Below are 25,048 nucleotides of genomic sequence, written 5' to 3' on the forward strand. Positions count from 1 at the left end.
TGCGAAAATTTTAAACTATCGCCTGTAATTAGGTTTCTCTCGATAACGAGTGACAATGACGCAAACTTGGACCAGCAGCCTTGCCGTTGCCGTTGAAGAGGTTATCGATGGCACCTTCGATGTGACGCCTGACCCCTCGCGGGACGGTATTGTCGTATGGAACTCCGACGGCCGTTTGAGTGCTTACAATCGCTCGATCGTCACTTTGCTCGATTTGCCGGATGATGCGTTGTCACTTGGCATGGGAGAGCGTGACGTTCACACCCTGCAGGCGTCCCATGGCGATGTGCGATTTCTCAATGGTTTTAGCCCCGAACAACTGACCGGTTCCATGACCGTTGGTTCCGGAAGCGATCATTGGCAGGCAGTTCTCCGGTCCGGCCGGGTTGTTCGTATCGACACCCGACCGCTGAGGCAAGGAGGGCTGGCAACAGTTGTTGCAGACGTCTCTGAAAAATTTAACCGGGACGCGGCTGAAGAAAAGGCCGCAGTTTTGCGTAAGACGATCGAGGATTGTCCTATTGGGGCATTGGTCCTGAGTTGTGACGACAACCGGCGCCTGATCGCTAACGCGGCCCTTGTGACTTGGCTCGGCGAAGACTTCATCAAGACTCTTACCCAGACCGGCCCGCAACCGGTTGGTGAGAATACGGAAAATCTTGAAGCTGTGCTGACAGACCCGGAATTCAGCGCCCGGCTGGCGGATCATGAGGTTCAGTGCACGGCGGCCGATGGCGAGACGCATTGGGTACTATTGTCCGGAAGGCCCCTGGAGTTTGAAGGGTGCGCGGCGCGGATTATCTGGTTCCGCGATATTTCTGTCCGGCGGCGTCAGGCGCGTGATCTGCAGACCAAGGTCGCGGATAAAACGCAGCAGCTTGAAGAGGCTTTGCATCGCGCCGATCTGGCCAGCCTGGCAAAGACACAGTTTCTTGCCAATATGAGCCACGAATTGCGGACTCCGCTAAACAGCATCATCGGATTTTCAGATCTTCTGCAAAAGGAGATGTTCGGGCCGATCGGCAGTGAGCGCTATACCGAGTTCGTCCAGCATATTCATTCAGCTGGAGCCCATCTCCTTGAATTGATCAACGACATTCTCGATGTTTCCCGGATAGAGCTGGGAGAGATGGGGCTGAAGGAAGATCTATTTGACCTTGGCCGTTCGGTCTCCGCCACTATCGCCATGATCCGCCCGAAACTTGCTGAGAAGTCGCAAAACTTTACGGCGGAGCTTCCGGAGAGGTCGGTCGGATTTACCGGTGACGAGCGGCAGATCCGTCAGGTTCTGATGAATTTGCTGACCAACGCCGTGAAGTTCACGGATACGGACGGCATGATCACCCTGCGGCTCACTGTTGATCCGGAAGCAGGCGCGGTGCTTCAGGTGAAAGACAACGGAATGGGCATTCGCGAGAGTGATCTTGATCGTGTTCTGAACCCGTTTGAGCAGGCGACGGACGAAACCTACAGCCGTTCGATAGAGGGGGCCGGGCTAGGTCTTTACCTCACCCAGGCGATTGCCCAATCCCATGGTGGCGACTTGAAGATCAGCAGCCAGCTGGGCGTCGGGACGACTGTTACCGTAACCCTGCCAGCCAGCCGGATCGAGCCGCTCACCTGATACGGTCCGTTCCTGTTCCGCTACTCCAGATGCGGTTCGACCGGAACGCCGGCCGGCGTGCGGATAAAGAGTGCGAGCACGGCGCAGGCCGCGGGGTATAGGGCGAGACCCTGGATCATCAGGGTGGGCGAGCCGAAATGATCGAACGCATAGCCGATCGGTAGCGGTCCGATAGACGCACCGACGACCCCGATCATCTGTCCGACACCCTGAATGCTCCCGAGATGTGCCCGGCCGAAGAAGCGCGGCCAGACGTAGCCGAAGAGCGTCATGCTGCAGGCATTCAGAAGGCCGAACAGGGCGGCATAGGCGACAGCTGTCGGAACATTGGTCACCTGCGTCACCATGAGCAGGGCTGCGGCCTGGATCATCAAGGCAATGGAGAAAGCGTAGCGAGACTTGATCCTGTCGAGCGTGCGTCCTACCAAGGGCATCATCGCGACCATTGTGCAGGCAGAGATCGGGAACATCCAGGCGGCGACCTGTTCTTCCAGTCCTTGCGCGCTGAAGATCTTCACCTGATAGAAATGCAGGCTGGTGACCAGCATGGCGATGGATACCATTCCGACCCACAGCAGGTGAAAAGTCGGTGTCCGTAGCGCTTCGCTGAGGGACAGGCCCGGTATGGCTTCAGTCTGCGCTGTTGCATCGCCAGCCTGTTTTTCCGGAGCTATGCCGTCAGGATAAAGGCCCTTCTGCTCCGGCTTGTCGTGCACAAGCAGCCAGATGACCGGAAGCATCAGTATCCAGGTCGTGAGCCCGAGCACAGTCCAGGCCTGGCGCCAGCCAACAGTGTCAATCAGGTATTGCCCGAGCCGCGGGTGGATCGCCATCGAGGCGGCGAAGCCAAGTGCCATGAGGCCCATGGCATAGCCGCGTTTCTTGCTGAACCATTGGGAGGTCATGTTGGCACAGCTCAGCATGAGCGAGCCCTGGCCGAAAAAACGCAACAAAGCGAAGCCGATCCCGAGCCACAGCATATTGGCTGCTGCCCCGAAGAACAGGCAGGCAAAGCCGAGCAGGATGACGATTACGCTGGCCATTATGCGGGGACCGAAACGGTCGACGAGACGCCCGGTAAATGGCAGGCAGAATGCGGCGAGCAGAGTGGCTGTCCCGTAGGCCGAAGCGATCTCGGTACTTGAGATGCCTAGATCTTTACTGATCGGGTCAATGAACACGCTGAAGGTGTGGGACTGACCTGGACCGCTGACAAAAATGCCGAGCCCGGCGACGGAGAGAATGACCCATCCGTAAAAGATGCGATCGTTCAGGTAGCCGAATAGCTGATCGCGAATTGCCGCGACGGACATCTCCACCTCCCTGATGATTCTTATTTTCGAACTGATCTGCTCGATTATCCAAAGATTGTCGGTAAAAACATCACAGAACAAGACAGATATTCGTCTCCTGGTGGAATTGCTCTATCCTGCCGAACGGGCAATTGCCGTGCGGCAACGGTTGACGCTGCTCGACATTCCGGACAAGTTCCGTAAGAGCGAATAAAAACAATGGAATGGGTAGCCCGTGGTAAAAATAGTCGAAGCCAGGTTTGGAATCGGCGCGGTTGTTCGGCACAAGATGTTCGATTTCCGGGGCGTTGTGTTTGATGTCGATCCCGAATTTGCCAACACCGAAGATTGGTATCTCGCCATTCCGGAAGATCGCCGCCCGAGGCGCGATCAGCCGTTTTATCACCTGTTTGCCGAGAATCCGGAAACCTACTACGTCGCGTATGTCTCGGAGCAAAATCTGGTCGACGACAGCGACAATGGTCCGGTGAACCATCCTTCTATTTCAGAGCAATTCACGGGTTTCGATGACGGCCGTTATCTCGTTCGTCACCACGAAGCCTGAATCTATCTCACACTTTGTTGATGGCGGTCCCGCCGATCCTTGTGCGATTGGCGGGATTTCCTCGCGGGCGTTCAGGCGGCGCTTTGACGTTGCCCCGGGCGGGCTGCTTGTTCCGAGTCCTGCTTTTTGAATTCCCACACCCGGGCAGGCGGTAGATTGCGCCAGGCCGTGCCGACATGCTTTGCATTGATCCCGAGGCCATCCCGCAATGTCCGTGACACCGGGCAGCTCGGGCCATAGCTGTATTGGATGAGGGAGCCGTTTTCCCCCAATACCGCGAACGCTTCGGCGAGGATGACATTGCGTTGGCTGCGAGGGAGCGACAGCAGTGGCAGGCTGGAAACGATCCGCCGAACTGGGCCCGCATTGTTCGATGCAAGATGACGCCGAAGATGCTCTGCATCCCCGGTCACGACCGTTACTTCCGGGAAAGCGCTTCGCAGCCAGTCGGACAAAGCCCGATCCCGTTCCAGAACGACCATGCGGTCTGGAGCGATACCGTTCTCAATCAGGGCACGGGTTACCGCTCCTGTTCCGCCGCCGAGCTCGACGATCCATTCGTCAGGTGCCAGGTCGGCGACCGTGCCGGCGATCAATCGAGTCAGGTCCCGTCCACTGGGACGGACAGACCCTGTCTTGAGTGGGGCACGAAGCCATCTTGAGAGGAAGAAGATTTCCTCTCTGGCTGTTCGAAGACCCATGAAGCACTCCCTGAAATCAGGCCAGAATATCGACCTTGAGCATTCATAGATAGGCGCAACGATCTTGCACCAAAAGCAGAAAAATCGGCGTCCGGTGACTGATCCCCCGTACACCTCCCGATATTCTAAGTCTTTGGCAGTTTTGCTGCACGCCGAAGTTTCGGATCGAGCAGATCGCGAAGCCCGTCGCCAAGCAGGTTCAGGCCCAGCACGGTAACTGCGATGCAGATTCCGGGGAGAATCGCCAGCATGGGCGCGAAATAGAGCATGGTTTGCGCTTCGTGCAGCATTTTGCCCCAGCTTGGCTGCGGCGGCTGGGTACCGAGGCCGAGATAGCTGAGACCGGCCTCGGCCAGGATGGCGAGGGCGAACTGGATCGTCGCTTGCACGATCAGCGGGCTGGCGATGTTGGGCAGCATGTGGCGCAGGGCGATCTGCAGGGGAGGCACGCCAACAGCGCGCGCGGCTGTGACATATTCCATCTCCCAGACCGAGAGCGAGACGCCGCGGGTAAGGCGGGCGAAGACCGGGACATTGAAGATACCGATGGCAATGATCGAGTTCATGGTTCCGGGCCCGTAGATCGCTGTGATCATCACGGCTGTCAGCAGGGCGGGAAAGGCGAAGGCAAGGTCGCTTGCCCGCATCACGGCTTCGCTGATCAATCCGGGCCGCATTGCCGAGAGGAGGCCGAGTGGGCCGCCGAGACCGATGCCAAGGCCGACCGCGACCAGGCCGACTGCCACGGAATTACCTGCGCCGACCATCAGCATGGAGAGGATGTCCCGGCCGAAATGGTCCGTGCCGAGCGGGTGAGCGATCGATGCAGCGCTGAGCTTTTCAGCAATATTCAGCACGGTGACAGGGTACGGCGTCCAGATTAGCGCCAGGGCCGCTATCAGTAGGACTGACAGGGAGATCGCACCGCCGATCAGGAAACCGGGGTGACGAATCGCCCGGCGCCAGAAACCGGTCCGTTGGCGTATAGAGCCGATGGTGGCGATATCAGACATTGCCGCCACCCTGCCGGAGACGCGGATCCGCCCAAGCGTAGAGGATGTCGACGATGAAATTCACAGTGATGACGATGGCGACAAGGAGAACGACGATATCCTTCACCACGATCAGGTCCCGCTGGGCGATAGCCTGGAACATCAGGCGGCCCAAACCTGGCAGGTAGAAAACATTCTCGATGATCACGGTCCCGGCGAGCAGGAAGCTGAATTGCAGGCCCATGATGGTCAGCGGGGCGGCGAGCGCGTTGCGCACGGCGTGCCGCCAGATAACAGTCCCTCCAGGCAAACCCTTTGCGCGGGCCGTCCGGATGTAGTCCTCGCCGAGTACGTCGATGACAGACGAGCGCGTGACGCGGGCCAGAATGGCGGCCTGCGGCAGCGCCAGGGCAATGGCCGGCAGGAGGAGGGAGCCTAGGGCGGGCAGGATGCCGTCCTCGAAGCCGGGAAAGCCACCCGCGCTGGTCCAGCCGAGGGTAACGGCGAAAAGCAGGATCAGCAGGATGGCAAACCAGAAATTCGGCACCGCGACGCCAAGCTGGGCGATCCCCATGATGATGGTGTCGGCCGGACGGCCCCGGAACATGGCGGACAGCACACCGCTTGGAAGCGCGATGAGCGTCGAGATCAGGATGGCCATCAGGGCCAACGGCAAGGTGACAACCATGCGCTCGCCAATGAGCTCGGATACCGGAACGTCATAGGTGTAACTGATGCCCAGATCGCCGGAGAGGAAGGCGAGGATCCAGGAGACGAACCGTTCGGGAGCCGGGCGGTCCAGCCCCATCTGTGCCCGCAAGGCTGCGAGCGTATCCGGCTGCGCATTCAGGCCAAGCATGACCTCCGCCGGATCGCCCGGAAGCACTTCCATGACGAGGAATACAATCATGGCGGCGACCACGAGGGTCGCCGCCAGTGCCGTCAGGCGCCGCACGGTAAATTCGAGCATGGAACGAAGTCCGGCGGGTTCAGGTTATTCCCAGTAAGCGGCGGTCACGTCGTTGGCCTGGATTGGACGGTTCGCCCAGAGCCCCTTGATGCCTTTTTTCCAGACGCCATTCTGGGCCAGCTCGAACAGGAAGCCGTTGACGCTGTCTTCCGCCAGAACTTTCTGGGCCTCGCCTATCAGCGCTTTCCGCTTGGCCGGATCGACAGCTTCCGTCAGGTCTGCATAGACCTTGTTGAAGCGGTCGCTCTTGTAATTGAAGTAGTAGCTGTCACGCGCATAGATGCCGATATCGAACGGCTCGGTGTGGGAGACGATGGTGAGATCATAATCCGTCGTCTTGAACACCTGCTTCAGCCATTGCGCCCACTCAACCGGGATGATCTCCGTTTCGATACCGACGGCAGCGAGCTGGGCGGCGATCACTTCACCGCCACGGCGGGCATAGCTTGGCGGCGGTAGGGTCAGGCGCAGTTTCAGGCCGGAGGCGTAACCGGCTTCCGCCAGCAGGGCCTTCGCTTTCGCCTGATCGTGCGGATACATACTGGTCAGATCGACATATGCCGGGTGATGCGGGGCGAAATGACTGCCGATGGGCGTGCCGGAGCCGAACATGGCGCCGTCGATGATCGCCTGCCGGTTAATGGCATGGGCGATGGCGCGGCGGACACGAATGTCGCTCAGGGCCTTGTTCGTATTATTCATGGAAAGGATGGTTTCCCCTTCCGTGGTGCCGACGACGACCTCGAAGCGCGGATCGGCGCGGAACTGCTCCAGCAGCTCCGGCGCGCCGAAATTCGGGAAGACGTCGATGTCGCCGGACATCAGCGCGGCGGCGGATGAAGCGGCATCCGGCATGACCTTGAAGCTGACTTTGACCAGTTTCGCGGCATTGCCCCAATAGGCATCGTTCCGCTTCAGGCGGATCTCGGAGCCCTTGGACCAGCGATCAAAAGTGAATGGGCCGGTACCGACCGGCTTGGTCTTGTTCGTATCCGCGCTCTCGGACGCGACCATGACCACGTCACCCCAACCGAGGTTGAACAGGAAATGTCCAGTCGGACGCTTCAGGGTGATGGTCACGGTCTGGGCATTCGGAGCCTCGACCTTGGCGATCGGCTCAAAAAGGCCTTTCTGGGCGTTGGTGCTGTCTTCCGCCATGGCGCGGTTGATCGAGAACAGAACGTCGGCGGAATCGAATGCCGTGCCATCGTGGAATTTCACACCGTCGCGGAGCGCGAAGCTGTAGGTCAGGCCGTCATTGGAGACGGTCCACTCTTTCGCCAGTCCGGGCAGTACAGCGCCATCCGGACCAATCCGGGTCAGGCCCTCGAACACGTTCTGATAGACGACCTCGTCAATCGCGGCGGCGGCGCCGGCGGTCGGGTCCAGATGCGGCGGCTCAAGTCCAATGCCGAGTGTAAGACTATCCTTGGCGGCGACCTGTCCGGACATACCGAGACCGGCAGCCAGAAACGCTGCTGCGAACAGCTTGGTTTTCATTGTTTGTCTCCCTGCTCAAAGCGGACCGCTCGAAAGGGGGCAAGCCTTACATGCCCTCTGTTGCGCTGCAATAGCAGGAATAGGAATGCGGAATGCTTTGGCGGACTGCCAGTCAGGCTAGCTATGGTCTCGCAAAATGGCTGAAAGTTTTGCCGCTGCTTCGGCGAGTGCGGCCCGCTGCGGCGCCGCTATCTCGGCATTATCGAGGCAGTCGGCGGTCGCGGACAGGACATCCGCCAGGAGGTAGTCGTGAAGATGGAAGGAGGCGACACGCTTGTCGTCCCCCGGATGCACAAGCTTCACGGCAATGGCATCGCGTTCACGTTCAACTTCATATGTACCGTCTCGATGGAAATAGCCGAGATACGCCTTGTCGGGAAACTCGATGGAGACCTCGGCCGCATCTGTTATCGGTTTGCGCATGAACAACGCCAATCCATTGGCCCGGGAACAGGCGCCGGTTATGTATTTGCGTGGTTCGCGACGAGAAAACATTGATCCAAATCAATGTTTTTGTCTTGTTTCACGATATTGTTGAGAGTGACACTGAAGCTGAATATATAGCCGCGACGACGACCCGGTTTTGCCGGGATGCAAAGAGAGCGGGCACGAAAAATCGGAGGATTATGATGGTGCCGATGGATACCATCCAGGCGCATGGCAGCCGGATGGAGCCTGACGAACCTTGGGAATGGCTGGCGGCAGGATGGCGTGACATCCTGGCCGGCCCGGCGATCAGCCTGACCTACGGGATCGCATTCTCCATCATCAGCCTGGGGCTCGCCGGCGCGCTTTTCTATTTCGATATCCCGCACCTTCTACTGCCGCTTTCGGCCGGTTTCATGTTGATGGGCCCGATGCTGGCAGTCGGACTCTACGAGACCAGCCGGCGGCGTCAGGCGGGAGAGCCTGTATCACTCAGAACGGCGCTATTCGTGCCGGTGCGCAATCCGACGCAGCTTGCCTCGTTGGGGGTGATCCTGATGGCGGCGCATTTGATCTGGATTCGCATTGCCACGCTGCTTTACGCGCTATTCTTCGGCACCCAGCCTTTTCCGGGGCTGGAAGAGTCCATCAGCATGCTGTTCTTCACGTTCGACGGCCTTGGTCTGCTTGTTGTCGGCACCGCTTTCGGCGGCGTGCTGGCGGCTGCTGTCTTTGCGCTTACGGCGTTCTCCGTGCCGATTCTAATGGTGCGCGACGTGGATGCCGTGACGGCCATTCTGGAAAGCGTGAAGATGATACGGGAGAATCTCTGGCCGATGCTGGTATGGGCCTGGCTCATCGTGATGCTGACAGCGGTCGGGATTGTGACCTGTTTCGTCGGACTGGCGATTACCTTCCCGCTGATTGGACATGCGACATGGCATGCTTACAGGCGTGCTTTTGACGGGATCAGGCCTGACTAACCGGCTGACTTTGCCTTGGCCGCGCCGTTGAGCCATTCAAATGCGCGCGGATACCAGTCCTTCGGAGCGGCGTGTCCGCCATCATAGAGGCAGAGCGCGAGGCGCGATCCGCCGTCGCAGTGGTTCCATTCCTTGCAAAGCAGGCCCTTCGGTCCGGTGCGTTCGACGTCCGGCAGCTTGCAGTGGTTATGCGCACGCAAGACCTCGAAGCTCTGAAACACGTCACCCTGACGCCATTGTCCGCGAATGGTTCGGCCCTCTAGCGGCATGATCTTGTCCCCGCGTCCGTGGACATGGATCATCGTGACCGGCCCTGCCGGGCAGGTCACGGGATGCGGGCGCCAGAACGCCCCGGAAACGGGGAAGAAACCGGCATAGCGATCCCCGGCCAGGCAGGCGATATCCCATGCCATGGATGCGCCGAGAGAGAAGCCGGAAACCCAGAGACGTGACCGGTCGATGGGCCAGCGTCTGGCTACATCATCGATCATGGCTGCAGCGAACGCGATTTCATCCCGATTGTTGGAGGGAGCGCCCCTCACGGACCAGCCCCCGTCAATACCGTTCGGTGCCACGACCAGTGCTCCTGCATCATCCGCCGCCTTTGCCAGCGCTTTCATCCCCATGATGAAGCGGCCGGTCTGTCTGTATCCGTGGAAATAGATCAGGACGGGAAGGGGACTTTCTCCGTCCCAGCCGACAGGCGCCCTCGCGTGGTAACTGCCGCCGTCAAGAATGCAGGCGTCCTCGGGTCCGCACGCCTGCTCAGCACCGTTGGCCATTGTGGTCGGGACGCCAGCGAAGACGAACAGCGCGGCAATCAATGCAGCAAAGGTTTGAGACCATCTCATGGATGGAAGAGTCACCCGGCTGCAGGAGATTGTAACTCGGGAAATCCCGCAATAACGACGTTGTGACGATAGCTCAGTCGTCGTCCAGCATGCGGTGCGCGGCGCCGTCGAGATCCTCGAACTGGCCGCTCTTGAGGGCCCAGAGAAAGGCAATCAGACCGATAAGTCCGAGAAACAGGGCGGCAGGGATGAGGAAGCTAAGGGCGGTCATTGTGACACTCCGGCAGGACCTGGCCGAGTTTAATGCGCAGGGCATTCAGCGTCACCACCAGTGACGAGGAGGACATGGCGATGGCGGCGACCAGCGGCGTGGCGAAGCCGGCGGCGGCAACCGGAACCGCGATCAGATTGTAGGCGAGGGCGAGGGTGAAATTCTGTATCACCAGCGCTCTGGAGATCCGGGCGGTCTTCAGGCTTTCCATAACCGGTGCGAGGTGATGGCCCTGAAAGATGAAATCCGCCGCTGTCTGGCTTGCGTCGGCAGCGGTGCCGGGCGAGATCGAGGCAAAGGCGGCGGCGAGCGCGGGAGCATCGTTCAGTCCGTCGCCGACCATGCAGACCCGGCGCCCCTGAGCGGTGAGAGTGTCCAGCCGGGCGATCTTGTCCTGCGGTGTGCAGCCATGGCGCCAGGTTGTAATCCCGAGTTCCTTCGCAATCCGGGCCACCGCGTCTTGCCGGTCTCCGGACAGGAGTTCCACTGCATAGCCGTCCTGCTGCAGGGTGGAAACCACGGCTGACGCGTCGGAACGGACCGTGTCGTTGAACCGGAACTGGACGTGGCGTCCATTCTCGGAAAGCCAAAGCTCGGGGCCATCATGGGCGAGGCCCTCATTGCCTGAGATGCCGGCGAATTCCCTCCTGCCAAGACGGATCTCGCTTTGACCGTCCATGGCCTTGAGGCCCTGTCCCGGGATTTCCTCGACTGACTGGAGCGCGGCGACCGGACCGGCGACCCGGCGCAGGGCGAGGGAGAGCGGGTGGCGGCTGGCGGCGGCCAGTGCGGCGGCACGTTTCAGATCAGCGAGCGCGATGTCGTGCCGGTCAACCAGTTCGGGCTGACCGAGGGTGAGGGTGCCGGTCTTGTCGAAAACTATGGTGTCGACGGTTGCGAGCCGTTCGAGACCGTCCCCGGACTTCGCCAGGATTCCGGCCTTCAGCAGGCGGCCGACCGCTCCGGCCTGGACCGCCGGAACGGCGAGCCCAAGGGCGCAAGGGCAGGTAACAATGAGAACTGTGATGGCTATCATCAGAGCGCCCTGCCAGCTCATCCCACCGATCAGGAACCAGCCGAGGAAGGTGGCCAGGGAGACACCGTGCACGACCGGGGCATACCAGCGCGCCATCCGGTCGGCCAGACGCACATAGCGGGCTCGGCCCTGCTCGGCGGCTTCCATCAGGCCGACGATCTCGGAAAGCAGCGTGCCTTCGTCAGTGGCCGTCACGGTCACGGTGACCGGCGCTCCGACATTGACTGTCCCGGCGAAGACCTTATCGCCGATCCGTGTCGGTCGCGGCAGGCTTTCGCCTGTCACCATTGAGGTGTCGATTTCTGTCTGACCGCTGGCCAGCACGCCGTCGACAGGGAGTCGCTCACCGGCGGCAACGGCAACGCTCATCCCGGGGCGGATGCTGTCTATCGGCATTGAGATATAGCTGCCGTCTGCGTTGATGACGGTCGCAGAGACTGCTCTCAGGGCCAGAAGGTTCTGGGCGGCAGACTCGACTTTGCGCCGCAGTGAGCGATCAAGAAACCGGCCAATCAGCAGGAAGAAAAGCAGGCTGACTGCGGCGTCGAAATAGACATGCTCGCCGCCGCGCGTGGTCTCGAACAGGCTCATGCCGCACGCGAGCAGAACGGCGAGCGAGATCGGCACATCCATGTTGGTGCGGCCGTGCGAGACAGCTGACAGGGCCGAGCGGAAGAACGGGCGTCCGGCATAGGCGACTGCGGGCAGGGCAATCAGTGCGGACAGCCAGTGCATCAGGGCCCGCGTCGCTTCGCCCATGTCCTGCGCGAGACCGGCCCACACGGCGACGGAAATCAGCATCACATTGGCGGCGGCGAATCCGGAGACCGACATGGCCTTCAAGAGGTCCTTGTCGTCCGTGTTGGCCGAGGCGGCGAGTTTCACCGGATCATAGGGGCTTACTTCATAGCCAAGGTCGGCCAGCACCTCGACTAGAGAGGCTGCATCTGTCTGTGCTTCGTTCCAACGCAAATGCAGGCGGCGTGTCGTTGCGTTGAGCCTGGCTGCCAGGACGCCGGGCTTTCCGTTGAGGCCGCCCTCGATCTGACGGACGCAGGACGGGCAATGCATGTTCCGAACAATCAGATGCAGGTCCGAGATACCGTCTTCACCGGCAACGACATAAGAGCCGACATCCGCTGGCCGGATGACGTCATCCGCCAGATCCATTGCTGCCGCGATCTCGCAGCAACTCGCAAGCGGGGCTGTCTTGATGCTTTGCGTGCCGTTTGGGCTGTCGGAGGTGGCGTTCATGCTCGTGCCTATTCGATCCAGAGCGTTCCGTCCTGGCGGAACGGTGTTCCGTCAGCCATGTGGGCGGTCAGTCGTGTGTCCCAGTTGCCCACAACGGGAAGGGTGGCCTGTCCGACATAAAGTCCGTCGGCCATCACGGAGAGTGTGACGAGTTGGTCATAACTCTCATTGATCGGGTGGCGGAAGGCGAGCGTGATACTGGTGGGCATCAACACCTTGCCCGCGCTGTCCGCAAGGCGTGCCGACACGGACATGGTGATGATCCCGGGGGGCGTCTGGTCCCGCTCGAAGGCGATCTCCACCTGCCAGCCACGCGCCCGCTGTGCTTCCGCGCCGCGGATCGCTGCGTTGTAGGTCAGGCCCTCCTGGTAGGATTTGTGGCTGGTCAGCCCAGTCCATGTATCGAGGGCGACGATGACGAAGGTGACGTTCACCGCGATCACGATGCCGAAGAAGCCGAGCAGCATCAGCAGGACATGTTTGCCTTTGATCTTCATGGGCGTGCTCATATGGGTGTCACTCATTGTTCTGGGCCTCTGAATACCGTGTCGTTGATGGCGCGGTTGCCGTCTGCGAGGTCGGTGACGACGAAGTTGAAGTCTTCCCGGCCGTCCGGTGCATTGGCCGCCGGGACGGAAACGAAAACCCGGAACTGGGCGAGACGATCGGCCGGAACCGTGAGGCCGCTGGTACCTTCCTGACCGACAACGCTGATCAGAGCATTCTCCAGTCCCTCAATCGCGATCTCGAAGCGTCGTATCTCGTGCTGCTTGTTCAGGATCTTGATCGTATAGCCATTCCGGATGCCGCCATCGGACAGTTTCACAAACAGCGGGTTCCGATCATGCAGGATATTGATGTCGAGTGTAGACCGGGTGATCAGGGCCGCCAGCATGATCAACCCGACGATCGCGATCAGGGCCGCATAGATGACGGTCCGGGCGCGGAAGATGCGTGGTTTCTGCTCCGGCTGCCCCGCCGCGCGCCGCTCGTGATTGACGTAGGTATCGTAGGAAATCAGGTTTAGTGGCCGGTTGATCCGGGTCATCACCTCATCGCAGGCATCGATGCAGAGCGCACAATGGATGCATTCCAGTTGCTGGCCGTCACGGATATCAATGCCCATCGGACAGACCGCGACGCACTGGTTGCAGTCGATGCAGTCGCCCCGTGTATCCCAATCCATGTTCTTCCGGAATGGCGCGCGCTGCTCGCCACGGTCGTCTTTGTAGGAGACGATCAGTGATTCCTCGTCGACCAGCGCACCCTGAATGCGGGGCCACGGACACATGTATGTGCAAACCTGTTCGCGCATCATGCCGCCGAAAACATAAGTGCAGCCGGCGAGGATCGCGACGGTGCTGTAGGCGACGATCGGGGCCTGAAAGGTGAAGAGATCGACAAGCAGCGTCGGCGCGTCGGCGAAATAGAAGATCCAGGCGCCACCGGTCGCCATGCCAATCAGGATCCACAGCACGTGCTTCGTGGTTTTACGCGCGATCTTGTTAACGGATAGGGGGGCTTTGTCGAGCCGGATGCGGGCACTGCGGTCGCCCTCGACCAGACGCTCAACCCAGATAAAGAGGTCGGTCCAGACCGTCTGCGGGCAGGTATAACCACACCAGACTCTGCCAGCGAGGCTGGTGACAAGAAACAGGCCGAGAGCGGCTATGATCAGCAAGCCGGTCAGATAATACACCTCTTCAGGCCAGATCTCGATGAAGAAGAAATAGAATCGCCGGGCCGGGAAATCGATCAGGATGGCTTGGTCGGGTGCGTTCGGGCCGCGATCCCAGCGGATCCACGGGGCGAGGTAATAGACCGCCAGTGTCGCGGCCATGACCAACCATTTCAGCTTTCGGAATACACCCTTGGCGCGCTTCGGGTAGATCTTGACGCGCGCCTTGTAGAGGGAGCGTTCCTCTTTCTTGTTGACGGCATCGACATCGATCGTCTCGACATTTGCCGATGACACGTTGGCTTGGCTGGCTGCTTGGCTGGCCTGGTCCATTGGGGTGACCTGTATGTCGGTTGACTGACGGGGACCGGAAAGGCCGGACCCGGATCACGTACGAGATGTTCTCCCGCCGGCAAACCGGCGGGAGAACCGAGGTTTATTCGCCGCCGCCGAGCGAGTGGACATAGATGGCGAGCTGCTTGATGGTCGCCTCGTCGAGGCGGTTGGTCCAGTCCGGCATCACGCCGAAGCGGGCATTGGTAACCGTCTCGCGCAGGGCCTGGCGATCACCGCCATAGAGCCAGATCGCATCGGAGAGCCGGGGAGCACCCAAGTCGTGCAGACCCTGACCTGTGTCACCATGGCAGGATGAACACTGCTCGGCGAAGACGGTTTGGCCTTCAGATGCGGTCGCCTCGTCATGCTCCTGCCCCGAGATCTTCAGGACATATTCAACCACCTGATTGATCTGCTGCCGCTCAAGCAGCCCGTCCTTGCCGAAGGCAGGCATCACGCTGTAGCGGGTGTCGTCATGAGCGGAGCGGATACCGTAATGGATCGTTGCCGAAATCTCTTCCGGCGTGCCGCCCCAGATCCAGTCATCGTCGTTCAGGTTCGGGTAGCCAACGAAGCCCTGGGCACCCTGACCGTGGCACTGGGAGCAATTAACCGCGAAGGCCGACTTGCCGCCGGCGAGGGAGAAGTTCAGCAACTCGGTATCCGCACGGATATCTGCCAGCGATGCGACCTCGATCCGATCGAGATACTGTGCCTGGGCTGCCTTTGCTTCGGCAATCTTGTCCACCACGTCCTGACGGGAGGAATAGCCGATCATGCCCTTTGTATGGCTGCTGATCAGAGGCCAGGTCGGATAGACAACCCAATACCCCACAGCCCAGATAATGCAGGCATAGAAAGTCCAGAGCCACCAGCGTGGGAGCGGATTGTTGAGCTCCTTGATCCCGTCCCACTCATGACCGGTTGTCTCGATGCCGGTCACATCGTCTTTTTCAACATTGTGAGCCACGGTCAATCCTCCTCAAGCGGCAAATGCGCGGCTTTCTTGAACTTGTTCTTGTTGCCGGGCCAAAGCGCGTAGACGACGGCAGTGCTGAACATCACGACCAGGAACACCAGGCCCCAGGATTGCGCGAAGGCGGAAACAGTCTGATATGTCATGGGTTCCTCCTCCTACCTGAGCGCCGGGTCTTTGGCGTAGAGGTCGAAATCGACCAGGGTGCCGAGCATCTGGAGATAGGCGATCAGAGCATCAAGCTCGGACAGTTTTTCCGGATTGCCGTCGAAGTCCCGGACCTGAGCCTTCGGATAGCGCTCCATGAAGGCATCGAAATCGTCCGCATCCGGGTTGACCTGGGTGCGAGCGTCCTCGACGGCCTTCTCGATCATTTCGTCGGAATAGGGGACGCCTACACCGCGGTTGGCGATGAGGTGACCGGCGAGATCCTCGATCTTGAGCGGATGCTCGGCGAGGAATGGATAGCCGGGCATGATCGATTCAGGCACCACGGAGCGCGGATTGTTCATGTGCGCAACGTGCCAGTCGTCCGAATAACGGGCACCGACCCGGGCGAGGTCCGGTCCGGTCCGCTTGGAGCCCCACTGGAACGGGTGGTCGTACATGCTTTCCGCGGCGAGGCTGTAATGGCCATAACGTTCGGCCTCGTCCCGGAACGGCCGCACCATCTGGCTGTGGCAGTTGTAGCAGCCCTCGCGGATATAGATGTTCCGTCCCGCCAGCTCCAGCGGGGTGTAGGGCCGCATGCCCTTCACCTTCTCGATGGTGCTCTCCAGATAGAAGAGTGGTGCGATTTCAACCAGGCCGCCGATGGCGACTGTGATCAGAATGCCGACACAAAGCACGATCGAATTCTTCTCGAAGACAGAGTGTTTATTGAGAAGCGACATTGATCATTCTCCCGCCGCGACCGCAGCCTGGGGCGCGCGCACTGGCGCTCCCACGAACGGAGCTTCATCACGAAGATCCCCCCGCATGGTGCGATAAAGATTGTAGGCCATGACCAGGGAGCCAGCGACGAACACTGCGCCACCAAGAGCCCGGATCACATAGAAGGGATGCATGGCTTCAACGGTCTCGACGAAGGAATATTCCAGGAAGCCGAGGCTGTCATATGCCCGCCACATCAGACCCTGCAGGATACCGGACACCCACATCGACGTGATGTAGAGCACGATGCCAATGGTCGAGATCCAGAAGTGCCAGCCGACGAGGCGCAGGGAATAGAGCCGTTCCCGGTTCCACATGATCGGAACCACGCAATAGAGCGCGCCGAAGCTGACCATGCCGACCCAGCCAAGTGCACCGGAATGCACGTGACCAATTGTCCAGTCAGTGTAGTGGCTGAGGCCGTTTACCGCCTTGATGGACATCACCGGGCCTTCGAAGGTGCTCATGCCGTAGAAGGCGACGGAGGTCACCAGCATGCGCAGGACCGGATCGGTGCGGAGCTTGTCCCAAGCGCCCGAAAGCGTCATCAGGCCGTTGATCATGCCACCCCAGGACGGCATCCAGAGCATGATCGAGAAGGTCATGCCGAGAGTCTGCGCCCAGTCCGGCAGCGCCGTGTAGTGCAGGTGGTGCGGGCCGGCCCAGATATAAAGGAAGATCAGGGACCAGAAATGGATGATGGAGAGCCGGTAGGAATAGACCGGGCGCTCCGCCCGCTTCGGGATGTAATAGTACATGATGGCGAGGAAGCCGGCGGTCAGGAAGAAGCCGACTGCGTTATGGCCGTACCACCACTGCGTCAGCGCATCCTGTACCCCGGAGAAAGCCGAATAGCTCTTCGCGCCGGTAAGGGAAACCGGCAGGGAGAGATTGTTCACGATATGCAGCATCGCGATGGTGATGATGAATGCGAGGTAGAACCAATTCGCGACATAGATGTGCGGCTCGCGGCGCTTCCAGAGAGTGCCGAGGAAGACCAGAAGATAGGCTACCCAGACGATGGTCAGCCAGAGGTCAACATACCATTCCGGCTCCGCGTATTCCTTGCTCTGTGTGATGCCGAGCACGTAGCCGGTCGCTGCCAGAACGATGAACAGCTGATAACCCCAGAACACGAACCATGGTGCGAGGCCGCCCGCGAGGCGTGCCTTGCAGGTGCGCTGCACGACATGGAAGGAGGTCATGATCAGCACGTTGCCGCCAAAGGCAAAAATAACGGCGGAAGTGTGCAGCGGCCGAAGGCGTCCGAAATTCGTCCATGGAAGGTCGAAATTCAGAACCGGAAAGGCGAGTTGCAGGGCAATCACCAAGCCAACGATGAAGCCGACAACGCCCCAGAAGGTGGAGGCGATGGCCCCGGCACGGATGACGCCGTCCATATAGCCGACATCGTCACCAGTAACAGGAACTGCAGGGCTTTCGGCCATATCGTAATGCCGTTTCACCAGCACGAAGCAGCCAAGTGTGAAGAATGCAAAGAACAGGAAGGCGTGGAAAGCCAATTCCGGGCTTGCGGCCTTCGCCATCCAAAGCAGACTGACGATGGAGCCAAGCGCGAATAACACGCCCATGATCCATGCGCCGCCGCTGTCGCGGTTTGCGGTTAGTGTGCTGTTCATGACTTCCCTCGCGATACTGAACACACCCGATTGACCACTCCGTATCCGGGAATGGTCGCTAATGGCACGCTAGAAGCATTCGACCATGGGTACATTGATCCAGGTCAATTTCTTGCGTCGCCTCTGGCCCTGAGGCCGAAACTCTCTCACAAAGCGCAAACCGGCCATGTGGCCGGAACGCGCTGCGGCAATGCGCCGCATTTTTAGTCCCGGAGGATTCTCCAGGGATCAAACAGCCCCTGAATGCCGGGCTTTTCCAGCCTGCAGATATGCGTCGAAGCAGGCGGCCACGACGCGGATATACGGTCGTCCGTGTGGGGTAATCTCGAGCATTTGCCCATCCCAGCTCAGGAGGCCATCTGCTTGCATCTCATTAAGAAATGCCTGATCGCCGAGGAGCGCGCTGGCTGCAAATCCGGCATCGGCACAAAGCGCGGCTATATCCGCCCTACCGTCGCACATCAGACTTTCAATAACCTGCCGGCGCAGCCGGTCGTCGGCACTTACTGCAATGCCCCTGGCGGCCGCCAGTCCTGATTCCCTGACGCTTTCCTCATAAAGCCGCGTGTCCGCGATGTTCTGAACGTAGCCGTCGGGCAGGGCGCCGATGGAGGACGCACCGAACCCGATCAGTGTGGATGCATCGTCGGTGGTGTAGCCTTGGAAGTTGCGCTTCAGGACACCAGCCTCGATTGCTTCTGCCATGCTGTCATCCGGTCGGGCGAAATGGTCGAGACCGATTTGCACATAGCCTGCCGCAGCCAAAGTGTCGGCCATTGCCTCGGCCTGATCCCGCCTGACCTCCGGGCCTGGAAGTGCCTCGGTCGGTATCAGGTTCTGGTGTTTGCGCATCCATGGAACGTGCGCGTAACCAAAGACGGCGACCCGACTGGGGTCCAGGCTCAGAGCCATTTCGAGGCTACGGACCGCATCTGATATGCCCTGATATGGCAGCCCGTACATCAGATCGAAATTAAGCGCACCGATACCGGCCGCGCGGAGTGCGCCGACGCGATCCTCGACCAGCTCGAATGACTGCTCGCGATGGATTGCCGTCTGTACGGCGGGGGTGAAATCCTGCAAGCCGAGGCTCGCCCGGGTGATCCCGGCGAGTGCGTAGGCTTCGACGAGACTGTCATCAAGGCTGCGTGGATCTATCTCAATGGCGATCTCAGCATCCGCGGCGAACGGAAACCGGTGGCGCAGAACTGCCATCAAGCTACTGAAATCGCGAGCGTTCAACCGGTTCGGCGATCCGCCGCCCCAGTGCACATGCCTAACCGTGCCGGGCTGACGAATGTGCCCGGCGACGGTCTCGATTTCCCGTTCCAAAACACGGGCATATTCAGAAACAGGCCCGTATTTTCGGGCTACCTGCATGGCGCAGCCGCAATACCAGCAGAGTGCCTTACAGAACGGCACATGCAGGTAGAGTGACAAGGAGTCGTCCGGACTCAATGCGCCCAGCCATTGCCGGTAAGTCGTCGGACCGATGCCTTCGTGGAAGTGCGGAGCCGTCGGGTAGCTCGTATAGCGCGGCACATTGCGCGTTCCATATTTCTGCAGGAGCGTATTCCCTGTCGCGCCTGCCGTGCGCATCATGTTCATTTCTTGGTTCATCTGAATTGCCTGATGGGCCGGTTTGTTTCTAGAGGCGCAGCTTGTGATCGCCGGGAACATGGTCGTTGGCCGGCTCCCGTGTGCTCTGCCAGTCCATGATTTCCTGCCGCAAGGCTTCGAACTGTCCTTCTTTCTGACTGCCGAAAATCGGATCTGCAGTGTCGGAAAGCTCGGCGTCCAGAGAGGCCCAGTCTTCGGTTGTCAGAACGCGCAGGGCCGTCGGAAAGAAAATGCTTTCCTCCATCCGGATGTGCCGACGCTGGGACTCGATGAATTCCAGCGCCGCGTTCGCGAACTGGCTGCGGGTAATGATGCCGGCGCCGAGGACATTAGACAGGGCGGCCGCGAAAGCTTTTATGAAAGCCTCGCAAGCTTCATGCTCTTCGTCGAGATGGCCGATTTCTTCTGCGGCAGAGGCGTCGCGTGCGACAATCTTTTCGTAAATCTTGTCTTCGCGAGCGTGATGGAACTCGGCCGGGTAGGTGAGGAAATAATCGACGATCGCCGACACAATGTCATAGTCGGGCTCACCCGTGAGGTGCGCGTCTTTCACCTGATTCTCAAGGATCGACAAGAGAATGTCGTGATGCCGGTGATCTTCTTGTAGGATTTTCAGTATCTTAGGCACGGCGACCTCCCTTGCTTAGGTCTTTGGTGCCAATAGCCTATGGAATGTGAACCTGGTCGGCGTTGACCTATGTCAAGGCAGGTCGAGCCGAGATTTCACAATGGCGAGTGTCGCTGCGGAGGTCCCCCCGGCATTGATTTTTTCCCAATCGCCGAGCGCACCGTGCCCATGTTGGGCCTGTGCCAGCATCACTGTTTCGGTGGCGTCCGATGCGTCATTGGACCTGCCTGCAATCCTCCGTGCCATGACCTCTTCCGTGACGTCGAGCCAGAAGCCTTTGAACGGCACGGATAGAGACTGTGCGAGGGCCGTGATGGCATTCCTATCTGCCGGGCGGTCGTTCACCGCGTCCATGATCACTGAATAGCCGGCCTGCAATGCTTCAGCGGCCCGGCTCAGCATCGTGCTGTAGACCTTGGCGCTGGCGTCGGAGCTGTAGGCCGCGGCCGGAAGGCGTTCGGTCGGGGCGCATCCATGCAACCGCTTCCGGATGACGTCACTGCGCAGGTGGACAGCGCCCGGGGGCGGGGAAAGGGATTGGGCGAGAGCCTGCGCCAGGGTGGATTTGCCGGAACCCGAAAATCCGCCGACTCCGATCAGGACAGGCGTAGCCGGTTCGATCTGGCGCTGTGCGGCCTGAAAGGACACGCGCGACTGCTCCAGCATCGCCTTTCTTATCGAGGGATCCTCTTGCGCCTCGGCGCCACTCACCATGATTTTCGCGCGCACGGCGGAACGCGTGGACAGGAACAAGGGGAGGCACGGTAGCCCGTCGTACCCGCCGTCGATAAAGTATCGGTTGAAGGTAAGATTGGCCAAGCAGGGGAGGCCCCGGATGTCCAGATCACTCAGGAAGTAGGCAAGATCGTAGAGCGTGTCGATACAGGCGAATCGTGGATTGAATTCAAGGCCGTCGAACAGGGTCGGCTCGCCATCAATCAGGCAGATGTTCCGGAGATGCAAATCGCCATGGCAATGTTTGGCATGTCCGGCCTCGACCCGGGCGTCCAGCAGCGGGGTTAGCTGCGCGAGCGCTTCGCGTGCATGGGCTGTATAGGCTGCCGTTTCAACCGAATGGAAATGCTCGGGCTGGGCTGCAAATTCCTCGAGGTTTTCCTCGATCACCCAGCGCATTCCTTCTGCGCCTGCTCCCAATGCATCGTCGGCTGGAAGTGATTCTGCGGCATTATGAAAGGCGCGAATGCGATCTGCCGTTTGCTCGATCAATTCCGGAGTGAGTTTGCCATCTTCCGCCATCCTGTCCAGCAGCGCGTCTTGCTCGAAGCGCCGCATTTCCAGAACATATTCAATGGTCTCGCCGGGACCGTCGAATGCGATAGCGCCGTCTTTCTCCCGGGTCAGGCGGCGAATGCCGAGATAGAGGTCGGGTGCGGCGCGACTATTCAGCGTGAGCTCTGCTTCCGTGAAGGTCTTCCGGCGTTCGAGCGTGCCGAAATCCATGTAAGGGAAAGAGACCGCGCGCTTCATCTTGTAAGCCCGATCCCCGGCAAGGAAAACGTGCGAGCCATGGGTCGCTATATGGACGGGCTCTTCATCTGGGGGCGGATCATAGTTTTTCGCGAGGGCCAGAAATTCCAAAGCCGCACTTTGGTCCTCGGTTTCTTCCATGGTTCGATGGCTCATGATGATCCGGTCCCGCATTCCGGTTGATCACTGATCATGGCGAAGTGCCTTGCACGCGACCATGACATGACTCAATCCGGGACATGACTCAATTGGGGGCAAGCCTCGACCGGACCGGCCGACGAGGGAGGAAATTGTGGGCAGAGCTGAAATCAACAGTGCGAATCAGGATGGGCCGGCTGCGGCGACACGCGCGCTGGCTGACTGGATTGTTTCAATCGGGGCCGATGATATCGGTGCCGTGCCGCGCACCTGGGCGACCGATGCCGTGCTTGACTGGTTTGGCGTGACCATCGCCGGAAGCCGGGAGCCGCTAAGTCATATTCTCGCCGAAACCATGGGGGAAGAGGGCACCGGGCCGGCGCGTCTGATCGGTCGTGCCAACACACTTAGCCCCCTTAACGCGGCACTGGTGAATGGTGCTGCGTCCCATGCGCTCGATTATGACGATGTGAACTCCCGGATGCTGGGGCATCCGACCGTTCCGCTGGTTCCGGCATTGCTGGCGATTTCCGACATGCAGCCGGTATCCGGGCGTGCCTTCCTTGAGGCCTTCATCGTTGGCTATGAAGCAGAAGTTCTGACGGCTGAAATGGTCGGTGAGGGGCATTACGACCTTGGCTGGCATATGACGGCCACGGTCGGCACGGTTGGCGCTGCCGCGGCCTCGGCCCGCTTGCTTGGGCTCGATGCCGAACAGACGGCGCATGCGCTCGGCCTTGCCATCGCGCAGGCGGCAGGCCTCAAGTCGATGTTCGGCACCATGTCCAAGCCTTTCCAGGTTGGCAAAGCGGCGATGAATGGATTGCTCGCGGCCCGGCTGGCGAAAAAGGGCATGACGTCGCGCACCGATGCCATTGAATGCGCACAAGGCCTTGCCGATACCCAGTCCAATGGGTTTTTCCCGGTCGAAATGACGTCTGGCGGCAACCGGTCTTTCGCGGTGGAAGAGAATCTCTTCAAGTATCATGCGGCCTGCTACCTGACCCACTCGCCGATCGAGGCGGCCCGTCGGCTTCGTGAGCTTCATTCCATTGAGCCCGATGCGGTGGAGCGTGCAACCATCGAAGTGAACAAGGGTGCGTTGACCGTCTGCAATATCGACCGTCCTGAAACCGGCCTTGAGATCAAGTTCAGCCTGAAGCATACGGTCGGCATGGCTTTGAGCGGTGTGGATACTGGCGATCTCGACGCCTACACGGACGCGACGGCTCAGGATGACGCGCTACGCGCCCTGGGGCGGCGTTCCATGGTCGTTGGTATCGAGAGCGATATCTGGAGCTTTGGCCGGGTTAAGCTCGATCTAAAAGATGGCTCGTCGGTGGAAGAAACGCAGAATGTGGGCGTTCCTGCATCCGATCAGCCGGAGCAGCGTCGCCGCCTGTTGGCCAAGTTCGGGACCATGAGTGAACCGTTCCTCGGCGCCAGTCGGACAGATGAACTCGCGGAGCGCATCCTGTCGTTAAACGAAGCAACGGATGCCAGCGTCCTTTCGGAACTGGCGCAGACATCCTGACAATCCTCAGACGATTGAGGCTCAGGTCGTTCCTAAAGCGACGCTCGAAAGAGCTTTCAGGTCGGGAATGATAACCAGAGACGGGCGAGGAAGCCGGATGATTTCGGCTTTCTTGAAGCTGGACATGATCCGGCTGATGGTTTCCGGCTGCATGCCCAGATGGTCGGCGATGCGCTCGCGCCGCATGCTGAGCTTCAGCTCCACCCCGCGCTTGGTTACCCGGCCGGTGCGTTCGGCAAGGTCCAGCAGGAAACCGGCGAGGCGTTCGGCCGCGGACGACCGCGCCAGCAGGAACATCCGCGCCTGGGTGCGGCTGACTTCGTCTCGGGCGGCACTGTAAAGAGCTTTGACCAATCCCGCCGCACCGGGTGCGCTTTGCGTGATCGGATCGACGGAGATGATGCAGAGTTCAGTCGGTTGGACGGCTTCGTAGAATTCGCGAATATCGCCGGACTCCTGTTGCGGCAGGGGCCAGGACAAATCGCCATTGGTCTTGAAGGCCGCGATATGACGGCGCCCGTCATCGGAAATATGTTCCTGCATGAGCATGCCGTTAACGATGCGGAAGATGGTATCCGGCGCAAAACCCGCAACATCCAGCTTCTCTCCGGCTCGTGCAGAAATGCGGGTAACCGCGTTGGAGCATGTGGAGAGCCCGGCTTTGCCGACCGCTTGACGGATAGGGCAACTCAACTCCTCGCACCCGCAGCAGGGTCCGGTTCCAGTTCGTTCCATCAATGCTGGAGAACCCACATCCATAGCTGGTTCGCTTTCCTGTTTTATATGCCGGTGGCATGAAAACAGATGAAGCATGCATAGCGGCCCGCTGGCCGGCATTGATCCAGATCAATTGAGTGCGGGAGGGATCAGCCCCGGGCGGCGAGGCGCATCTTGATCGGTCCGGTGGCTCGGCTATTGATCATTTGATCCAGGTAGAGGTTGTCCGCCTCCGGAACATCATCGCGCTTTCCAGACCATTTGATCTCGCCGTCGAACAACATGGCGACATTGTCGAAGCGGCTGCGTGCTGCCTTCATGTCGCCGGTCACGACAAGCACGGTTGTGCCCTTGCCTGATGTTTCCCGCTCGATCAGCGAGAGGATCGTGTTGGTCAGAATCGGGTCGAGCCCCGCCGTCGGATCGTCGAGGATCAGCAGCTCCGGGTTGCCGACCATGGCCCGGGCAACACCGACTCGTTTCTGCATGCCGCCTGACAGTTCCACCGGGTACAGATCGGCCATTTCCTCGCCGAGCCCGACGGAAGCCATGCGTTTAACCGCACGGTCGCGTGCCTCGGATCGCGAAATCCCTTCGTGATTGATCAGGCGGAAGGCGATATTTTCCCAGATCCTGAGGCTGTCAAAGAGGGCGTTTTGCTGGAACAGCATGCCGATGCGACCTTGGAAATCGCTCCATTCGTCGGTGCTCATGCCACTAAGTTCGAGATCGCCATAGCGCATGCTGCCGCCGTCAACCTGCATCAGGCCGACCAGACATTTAAGCAAGACGGACTTCCCGCTCGCCGACGGCCCGATTAGGACCGTCGACTGTCCGGCGGGAATATTCAGGGAGACCGACCGCAGCACCTCATTGTCGGTGAAGCTCTTTGCGAGCCCATCGAGACGGATGTCCGGAGCGCTTCCTGATCCCATGCTTTTCTTCCTCGGCGTTT

General features: G+C 59.9%; 24 protein-coding genes. 4 read left to right on the forward strand and 20 right to left on the reverse strand.

Annotated elements, in window-relative coordinates; all coding sequences use genetic code 11:
- Positions 1–55: 55 nt before the first annotated feature.
- Entirely contained in the window at positions 56–1,624 is a 1,569-nt protein-coding gene (locus K328_RS25550; protein ID WP_051284400.1) for an ATP-binding protein, read from the forward strand.
- 20 nt (positions 1,625–1,644) lie between these two features.
- Here K328_RS25550 and K328_RS0103415 read toward each other — a convergent pair whose 3' ends face one another.
- The gene (locus tag K328_RS0103415; protein WP_156901161.1) at positions 1,645–2,937 is read right to left on the reverse strand and encodes an MFS transporter; all 1,293 of its coding nucleotides are present in this window, start codon (positions 2,935–2,937) and stop codon (positions 1,645–1,647) included.
- A gap of 214 nt (positions 2,938–3,151) precedes the next feature.
- Here K328_RS0103415 and hspQ point away from each other — a divergent pair, with 214 nt between their 5' ends.
- Positions 3,152–3,481 (forward strand): heat shock protein HspQ, encoded by a 330-nt coding sequence (gene hspQ, locus K328_RS0103425; protein ID WP_028464773.1) that lies wholly within the window; start codon positions 3,152–3,154, stop codon positions 3,479–3,481.
- A gap of 71 nt (positions 3,482–3,552) precedes the next feature.
- Here hspQ and K328_RS22395 read toward each other — a convergent pair whose 3' ends face one another.
- The 5 genes from K328_RS22395 to K328_RS25555 all read right to left on the reverse strand — a co-directional run bounded on the left by K328_RS22395 (position 3,553) and on the right by K328_RS25555 (position 8,067).
- Complete coding sequence (locus tag K328_RS22395) at positions 3,553–4,182, reverse strand: class I SAM-dependent methyltransferase (RefSeq protein ID WP_156901162.1); 630 nt, start codon at positions 4,180–4,182, stop codon at positions 3,553–3,555.
- 125 nt (positions 4,183–4,307) lie between these two features.
- Positions 4,308–5,195, reverse strand: a complete 888-nt coding sequence (locus K328_RS0103435) for an ABC transporter permease (protein WP_028464775.1) — start codon at positions 5,193–5,195, stop codon at positions 4,308–4,310.
- Positions 5,188–6,144, reverse strand: coding sequence for an ABC transporter permease (locus K328_RS0103440; RefSeq protein ID WP_028464776.1), 957 nt, complete (start codon positions 6,142–6,144; stop codon positions 5,188–5,190). The genes K328_RS0103435 and K328_RS0103440 overlap by 8 nt, the downstream gene beginning before the upstream one ends.
- Positions 6,145–6,168: 24 nt before the next feature.
- Positions 6,169–7,644 carry an ABC transporter substrate-binding protein gene (locus K328_RS0103445; protein ID WP_028464777.1) on the reverse strand — a complete coding sequence of 492 codons (1,476 nt, stop codon included), beginning with the start codon at positions 7,642–7,644 and terminating at the stop codon, positions 6,169–6,171.
- A gap of 117 nt (positions 7,645–7,761) precedes the next feature.
- Positions 7,762–8,067, reverse strand: a complete 306-nt coding sequence (locus K328_RS25555) for a hypothetical protein (protein WP_051284405.1) — start codon at positions 8,065–8,067, stop codon at positions 7,762–7,764.
- Positions 8,068–8,270: 203 nt separating this feature from the next.
- Here K328_RS25555 and K328_RS0103455 point away from each other — a divergent pair, with 203 nt between their 5' ends.
- The gene (locus K328_RS0103455; protein WP_156901163.1) at positions 8,271–9,053 is read left to right on the forward strand and encodes a DUF2189 domain-containing protein; all 783 of its coding nucleotides are present in this window, start codon (positions 8,271–8,273) and stop codon (positions 9,051–9,053) included.
- On the opposite strand, the gene K328_RS0103460 is transcribed toward K328_RS0103455, so the two are convergent.
- The 12 genes from K328_RS0103460 to K328_RS0103515 all read right to left on the reverse strand — a co-directional run bounded on the left by K328_RS0103460 (position 9,050) and on the right by K328_RS0103515 (position 21,860).
- The gene (locus K328_RS0103460) at positions 9,050–9,904 is read right to left on the reverse strand and encodes a CE1 family esterase (RefSeq protein WP_156901164.1); all 855 of its coding nucleotides are present in this window, start codon (positions 9,902–9,904) and stop codon (positions 9,050–9,052) included. The genes K328_RS0103455 and K328_RS0103460 overlap by 4 nt on opposite strands.
- A 73-nt stretch (positions 9,905–9,977) precedes the next feature.
- Positions 9,978–10,115, reverse strand: coding sequence for a cbb3-type cytochrome oxidase assembly protein CcoS (gene ccoS, locus K328_RS26265; RefSeq protein ID WP_084608068.1), 138 nt, complete (start codon positions 10,113–10,115; stop codon positions 9,978–9,980).
- Positions 10,102–12,405, reverse strand: coding sequence for a heavy metal translocating P-type ATPase (locus K328_RS22405; RefSeq protein ID WP_084608069.1), 2,304 nt, complete (start codon positions 12,403–12,405; stop codon positions 10,102–10,104). Before K328_RS22405 ends, ccoS begins: the two co-directional genes overlap by 14 nt.
- 8 nt (positions 12,406–12,413) lie before the next feature.
- Positions 12,414–12,929 carry a FixH family protein gene (locus tag K328_RS25560; RefSeq protein WP_084608070.1) on the reverse strand — a complete coding sequence of 172 codons (516 nt, stop codon included), beginning with the start codon at positions 12,927–12,929 and terminating at the stop codon, positions 12,414–12,416.
- Positions 12,926–14,416 (reverse strand): cytochrome c oxidase accessory protein CcoG, encoded by a 1,491-nt coding sequence (gene ccoG, locus K328_RS0103480; RefSeq protein WP_051284410.1) that lies wholly within the window; start codon positions 14,414–14,416, stop codon positions 12,926–12,928. The genes K328_RS25560 and ccoG overlap by 4 nt, the downstream gene beginning before the upstream one ends.
- 103 nt (positions 14,417–14,519) lie before the next feature.
- Complete coding sequence (gene ccoP, locus K328_RS0103485) at positions 14,520–15,389, reverse strand: cytochrome-c oxidase, cbb3-type subunit III (protein WP_036553105.1); 870 nt, start codon at positions 15,387–15,389, stop codon at positions 14,520–14,522.
- Positions 15,390–15,391: 2 nt separating this feature from the next.
- A complete protein-coding gene (locus K328_RS0103490; protein WP_028464782.1) occupies positions 15,392–15,541 on the reverse strand; it encodes a cbb3-type cytochrome c oxidase subunit 3 in 150 nt (49 codons plus the stop codon).
- Between the two features lie 12 nt (positions 15,542–15,553).
- Positions 15,554–16,288, reverse strand: coding sequence for a cytochrome-c oxidase, cbb3-type subunit II (gene ccoO / locus K328_RS0103495; RefSeq protein WP_028464783.1), 735 nt, complete (start codon positions 16,286–16,288; stop codon positions 15,554–15,556).
- Between the two features lie 3 nt (positions 16,289–16,291).
- A complete protein-coding gene (ccoN, locus tag K328_RS22415) occupies positions 16,292–17,776 on the reverse strand; it encodes a cytochrome-c oxidase, cbb3-type subunit I (RefSeq protein WP_205620622.1) in 1,485 nt (494 codons plus the stop codon).
- A 420-nt stretch (positions 17,777–18,196) separates the two neighbouring features.
- Entirely contained in the window at positions 18,197–19,588 is a 1,392-nt protein-coding gene (gene hemN / locus K328_RS0103505) for an oxygen-independent coproporphyrinogen III oxidase (RefSeq protein WP_245577391.1), read from the reverse strand.
- Between the two features lie 28 nt (positions 19,589–19,616).
- Positions 19,617–20,216 (reverse strand): hemerythrin domain-containing protein, encoded by a 600-nt coding sequence (locus tag K328_RS22420; protein WP_051284411.1) that lies wholly within the window; start codon positions 20,214–20,216, stop codon positions 19,617–19,619.
- Positions 20,217–20,288: 72 nt separating this feature from the next.
- Complete coding sequence (locus tag K328_RS0103515) at positions 20,289–21,860, reverse strand: bifunctional aminoglycoside phosphotransferase/ATP-binding protein (protein ID WP_028464785.1); 1,572 nt, start codon at positions 21,858–21,860, stop codon at positions 20,289–20,291.
- Positions 21,861–21,996: 136 nt separating this feature from the next.
- Here K328_RS0103515 and K328_RS22425 point away from each other — a divergent pair, with 136 nt between their 5' ends.
- Positions 21,997–23,376 (forward strand): MmgE/PrpD family protein, encoded by a 1,380-nt coding sequence (locus tag K328_RS22425; protein ID WP_051284415.1) that lies wholly within the window; start codon positions 21,997–21,999, stop codon positions 23,374–23,376.
- A gap of 21 nt (positions 23,377–23,397) precedes the next feature.
- Here K328_RS22425 and K328_RS25565 read toward each other — a convergent pair whose 3' ends face one another.
- Both K328_RS25565 and K328_RS0103530 read right to left on the reverse strand, forming a co-directional pair.
- Complete coding sequence (locus K328_RS25565) at positions 23,398–24,069, reverse strand: Crp/Fnr family transcriptional regulator (protein ID WP_051284417.1); 672 nt, start codon at positions 24,067–24,069, stop codon at positions 23,398–23,400.
- 173 nt (positions 24,070–24,242) lie between these two features.
- Positions 24,243–25,028: an ABC transporter ATP-binding protein gene (locus tag K328_RS0103530; protein WP_028464786.1), complete on the reverse strand. Its 786-nt coding sequence runs from the start codon at positions 25,026–25,028 to the stop codon at positions 24,243–24,245.
- Positions 25,029–25,048: the final 20 nt, after the last annotated feature.

Origin of the sequence: Nisaea denitrificans DSM 18348, assembly GCF_000426505.1 — a bacterium.
GTDB classification, from domain to species: domain Bacteria; phylum Pseudomonadota; class Alphaproteobacteria; order Thalassobaculales; family Thalassobaculaceae; genus Nisaea; species Nisaea denitrificans.